Below are 5,749 nucleotides of genomic sequence, written 5' to 3'. Positions count from 1 at the left end.
CAAATTTTTTATTCACCAAATTTTTGTTTGATTGTTTCTTTGATCAATGTTACAGCATCGTTAGCAGCAGTTTTAGCATCTTTCTTACCGCTTACAGCTTCAAACAACATTGTTTTAGCTGGGTCCCAAACAGCTGACATTTGAGAGATATTTGGCATTGGTTGAGCGTTCTTGAACTGTTTGATAACAGCTGTTGTCAACTCATCGTTTTTACCTTCAGCGTATGAACGAGCTTCAGTGTTAGCTGGGATTTCGTTAGTTGTATCGTAGAAGGCTTTTTGTTCTTCAGTTGAAACAAGGAAGTCTACAAATTTTTGAGCAGCTTCAAGGTTCTTAGTGCTTGATGGGATGATCCAAGCTTTACCACCACCGAATGCAGCATATTCTTTTCCGTTTGGAAGAGTTGGGATAGTTGCAACACCGTAGTTTACTTTAGCGTCTTTGAAGGCTTGAGCTTTCCAAGGTCCGTCAATGATAGCAGCTGTTTTACCTTCTTGGAATTGAGTTTGGATTAGGTTTCCAGCTCCTTCAGTATCTTGCATACCTTTAGGCCATTTTTCATACCAAGATTTAGCGTACTCTACACCTTTGATAGCACCGTCGTTGGCAAGACCGATGTCTTTAGCGTCTTTACCGTTTTGTCCGAATACGTAACCGCCGTTACCAGCAAGAAGTCCGTATGCAAAGTAGAAGTTTGTCCAGTCAGCTAGGAAGGCAGTAGTTTTTCCATCTTCTCCAGCGAATGCGTATTTGCTATCTTTAGCAAGGTTTTCCAAGTCAGCAAATGTTTTTGGAGCTTCTTTTACCAAGTCTTTGTTGTAGTACATAACAAGTGACTCGATAACGGCAGGAGCACCGTAAACTTTACCGTCAGCAGCTGTTACAAGAGATTTAGTTTTATCATCTGTTTTAGCGCCGTCGCTCAATTTCACTTCTGAAAGTTGTCCGTCAGTACCAAGGCTACCTACACGGTCGTATGGTGCCATCATAACGTCAGCAGCTTTACCAGATTGGTTATCTAGAGAAAGGTTGTCAAGACCACCCATTTGGTCTCCGGTTTTGATAGTCACTTTTACGCCAGCTTCTTTTTCGTAAGCTTTTGCAGCTGATTCAGCAAATGCTTTATATTGATCTTCAACGTAGAAAGTGATTTCTTTCGCTTCAGATGAACCAGAATCAGCAGGCTTATCAGCAGTTTTGCTTCCACAAGCTACCAAAAGCAAGCTAGCAAGTGTAACAGTTCCAAGCACCGCAGCGCTCTTCATGAATTTAGATGACATAGTGTATTCCTCCTAAAGAATAACAAGTTTTATTGATAAGGAAACGCAAACGTTTTCCTTTATGAGCTTAGTATAGCACAAATAGAAAACGGTTGCAAGTGTTTTTGTTAAAAATTTTAAAAAATTTTTAAGCTTGATTTGATAGCATGATTTTGCTTTTTAATAGAAGAAAAGTATGAAATAGATAAGAATACAGTATTTTTAATAAAAAATAGATGGAATTTGTCTAAAGAGGGAAATCAGGAGGGACTATCTCCCTGTTTCTAATTCCTATCTATTTTCTATAGACGTTTGTGCCTTCTTACATAAAAATCCGAGTTTTCTAAGGAGGTTTTGCGCTTTGTAGACTGTCCCGTGAGAGTCAAACTTTAGGATTAGATGGTTTTAAGTTATCTTTGCTAAAATGGGTTAGTCTCCTTAAAAATAATCAAAAAAGTTTTTTAAAAACGCTTGCAATTATGCTTGAAAAGGAGTATACTTATAAGTAGCGCAAACGTTTGCGTCTGCAAAAATACGCAACGTTCCATTAATTTTAACACATGAGGTGCTATTATGAAAAAACGTCAAAGTGGTGTGTTGATGCACATCTCTTCTCTTCCAGGAGCATACGGAATCGGATCATTTGGTCAAAGTGCTTACGACTTCGTTGATTTCTTGGTTCGTACAAAACAACGTTACTGGCAAATCCTTCCACTAGGAACAACTAGTTACGGGGATTCTCCTTACCAATCTTTCTCAGCCTTCGCAGGAAACACTCATTTTATCGATTTGGATATCTTGGTGGAGCAAGGTTTGTTGGAAGCAAGTGACCTTGAAGGAGTTGATTTTGGTAGCGATGCGTCTGAAGTTGACTATGCTAAGATTTACTATGCACGTCGTCCTCTTTTAGAAAAAGCTGTGAAACGTTTCTTTGAAGTCGGAGATGTTAAAGATTTTGAGAAATTTGCTCAAGATAACCAATCATGGCTTGAGCTCTTTGCTGAGTATATGGCTATCAAAGAGCATTTTGACAATCTTGCTTGGACTGAATGGCCAGATGCAGATGCTCGTGCTCGTAAAGCTTCAGCACTTGAAAGCTACCGTGAGCAATTGGCAGACAAGTTGGTTTACCACCGTGTGACTCAGTACTTCTTCTTCCAACAATGGTTGAAATTGAAAGCTTACGCTAACGACAACCACATCGAAATCGTTGGGGACATGCCAATCTACGTAGCAGAAGATTCAAGCGATATGTGGGCGAATCCACATCTCTTCAAGACAGATGTCAACGGTAAGGCTACTTGTATCGCAGGATGCCCACCAGATGAATTTTCTGCAACTGGTCAGCTTTGGGGTAACCCAATCTATGACTGGGAAGCAATGGATAAAGACGGTTACAAATGGTGGATTGAACGCTTGCGTGAAAGCTTCAAAATCTACGACATCGTTCGTATCGACCACTTCCGTGGTTTCGAATCTTACTGGGAAATCCCTGCTGGTTCTGATACAGCAGCACCTGGTGAGTGGGTGAAAGGTCCTGGCTACAAGCTCTTTGCAGCCGTTAAGGAAGAACTTGGTGAGTTAAACATCATCGCAGAAGACCTTGGTTTCATGACAGATGAAGTTATCGAGTTGCGTGAACGTACTGGCTTCCCAGGAATGAAGATTCTTCAATTTGCCTTCAACCCAGAAGACGAAAGCATCGATAGCCCACACTTGGCACCTGCTAACTCAGTTATGTACACAGGAACTCACGATAACAATACAGTTCTTGGTTGGTACCGTAACGAGATTGATGATGCGACTCGTGAGTACATGGCTCGCTACACTAACCGTAAAGAATACGAAACAGTGCCACATGCTATGCTTCGTACAGTCTTTTCATCAGTTAGCTTCATGGCAATTGCAACTATGCAAGATTTGCTAGAATTGGATGAGACAGCTCGTATGAACTTCCCATCTACCCTTGGTGGAAACTGGTCTTGGCGTATGACTGAAGAGCAATTGACACCAGCTGTTGAGGAAGGTTTGCTTGACTTGACAACAATCTATCGACGAATCAATGAAAATTTGGTAGAATTAAAGAAATAATACAATATCAGGAGACACCTTAAACATGTTATCACTACAAGAATTTGTACAAAATCGTTACAATAAAACCATTGCAGAATGTAGCAATGAAGAGCTTTACCTTGCTCTTCTTAACTACAGCAAGCTTGCAAGTAGCCAAAAACCAGTCAACACTGGTAAGAAAAAAGTTTACTACATCTCAGCTGAGTTCTTGATTGGTAAACTCTTGTCAAACAACTTGATTAACCTTGGTCTTTACGACGATGTCAAAAAAGAACTTGCTGCTGCAGGTAAAGACTTGATCGAAGTTGAAGAAGTTGAATTAGAACCATCTCTTGGTAATGGTGGTTTGGGACGTTTGGCTGCCTGCTTTATCGACTCAATTGCGACTCTTGGTTTGAATGGTGACGGTGTTGGTCTGAACTACCACTTTGGTCTTTTCCAACAAGTTCTTAAAAACAACCAACAAGAAACAATTCCAAATGCATGGTTGACAGAGCAAAACTGGTTGGTTCGCTCAAGCCGTAGCTACCAAGTACCATTTGCAGACTTTACTTTGACATCAACTCTTTATGATATTGATGTTCCTGGTTACAAGACAGAAACGAAGAACCGCTTGCGTTTGTTTGACTTGGATTCAGTTGATTCTTCTATTATTAAAGACGGTATCAGCTTTGACAAGACAGATATTGCTCGCAACTTGACTCTCTTCCTTTACCCAGATGATAGTGACCGTCAAGGTGAATTGCTCCGTATCTTCCAACAATACTTCATGGTTTCAAACGGTGCGCAATTGATTATCGATGAAGCAATCGAAAAAGGAAGCAACTTGCATGACCTTGCTGACTACGCAGTTGTCCAAATCAACGATACTCACCCATCAATGGTGATCCCTGAATTGATCCGTCTTTTGACTGCACGTGGTATCGAACTTGACGAAGCAATCTCAATCGTTCGTAGCATGACTGCCTACACTAACCACACAATCCTTGCTGAAGCCCTTGAAAAATGGCCTCTTGAATTCTTGCAAGAAGTGGTTCCTCACTTGGTACCAATCATCGAAGAATTGGACCGTCGCGTGAAAGCAGAAGTGAAAGATCCGGCTGTTCAAATTATCGACGAGAGCGGACGTGTTCACATGGCTCACATGGATATTCACTACGGATACAGTGTTAACGGGGTAGCAGCACTCCATACTGAAATCTTGAAGAACTCTGAGTTGAAAGCCTTCTACGATCTTTACCCAGAAAAATTCAACAACAAAACAAATGGTATCACTTTCCGTCGTTGGCTCATGCATGCTAACCCAAGCTTGTCTCACTACTTGGATGAGATTCTTGGAGAAGGTTGGCACCATGAAGCAGATGAGCTTGAAAAACTCTTGTCTTATGAAGATAAAGCAGCTGTCAAAGAAAAATTGGAAAGCATCAAGGCTCACAACAAACGTAAATTGGCTCGTCACTTGAAAGAACACCAAGGTGTGGAAATCAATCCAAACTCTATCTTTGATATCCAAATCAAACGTCTTCACGAGTACAAACGCCAACAAATGAACGCTTTGTACGTGATCCACAAATACCTTGACATCAAAGCTGGTAACATCCCTGCTCGTCCAATCACAATCTTCTTTGGTGGTAAAGCAGCTCCAGCCTACACAATCGCTCAAGACATCATCCACTTGATCCTTTGCATGTCAGAAGTTATTGCTAACGATCCAGCAGTAGCTCCACACTTGCAAGTCGTTATGGTTGAAAACTACAACGTTACTGCAGCAAGCTTCCTTATCCCAGCATGTGATATCTCTGAACAAATCTCACTTGCTTCTAAAGAAGCTTCAGGTACTGGTAACATGAAATTCATGTTGAACGGAGCTTTGACTCTTGGTACTATGGACGGTGCTAACGTGGAAATCGCTGAGTTGGTTGGAGACGAAAATATCTACATCTTTGGTGAAGATTCAGAAACTGTTATCGACCTTTACGCAAAAGCAGCTTACAAATCAAGCGAATTCTACGCTCGTAAAGCTATCAAACCATTGGTTGACTTCATCGTTAGCGATGCAGTTCTTGCAGCTGGAAACAAAGAGCGCTTGGAACGTCTTTACAATGAATTGATCAACAAAGACTGGTTCATGACTCTTCTTGATTTGGAAGACTATATCAAGGTTAAAGAGCAAATGCTTGCTGACTACGAAGACCGTGACGCATGGTTGGACAAAGTCATTGTTAACATTTCTAAAGCAGGATTCTTCTCATCTGACCGTACAATCGCTCAGTATAACGAAGATATCTGGCACTTGAACTAAGATACAAATTCATACTAATACATTTTGTAAAAAAGCGAGTTTCGATTGAAATTCGCTTTTTTGAAGTACGACGGGCATGTCGTGCATCTGAGGTGTAAGTCCTCCGTGGGCACCT

3 protein-coding genes are annotated in these 5,749 nt (G+C 41.0%); 2 read left to right on the top strand and 1 reads right to left on the bottom strand.

The features are described from left to right. Positions 1-8: 8 nt before the first annotated feature. Positions 9-1,280, bottom strand: a complete 1,272-nt coding sequence (locus SMIDD26_RS09135; RefSeq protein ID WP_061439896.1) for an extracellular solute-binding protein — start codon at positions 1,278-1,280, stop codon at positions 9-11. A 552-nt stretch (positions 1,281-1,832) separates the two neighbouring features. Between SMIDD26_RS09135 and malQ the strand changes: the two genes are divergently transcribed. Together malQ and glgP are read left to right on the top strand one after the other, a co-directional pair. Further along, a complete protein-coding gene (gene malQ, locus SMIDD26_RS09130) occupies positions 1,833-3,350 on the top strand; it encodes a 4-alpha-glucanotransferase (RefSeq protein ID WP_061439895.1) in 1,518 nt (505 codons plus the stop codon). Between the two features lie 25 nt (positions 3,351-3,375). Continuing rightward, positions 3,376-5,634: a glycogen/starch/alpha-glucan family phosphorylase gene (gene glgP / locus SMIDD26_RS09125; RefSeq protein WP_061439894.1), complete on the top strand. Its 2,259-nt coding sequence runs from the start codon at positions 3,376-3,378 to the stop codon at positions 5,632-5,634. Positions 5,635-5,749: the final 115 nt, after the last annotated feature.

It is taken from the genome of Streptococcus mitis, assembly GCF_001579035.1.
Classification (GTDB): domain Bacteria; phylum Bacillota; class Bacilli; order Lactobacillales; family Streptococcaceae; genus Streptococcus; species Streptococcus mitis_J.
Note: the sequence above shows the minus strand (reverse complement) of the source record. Positions and strands in the feature narration are given on the sequence as shown.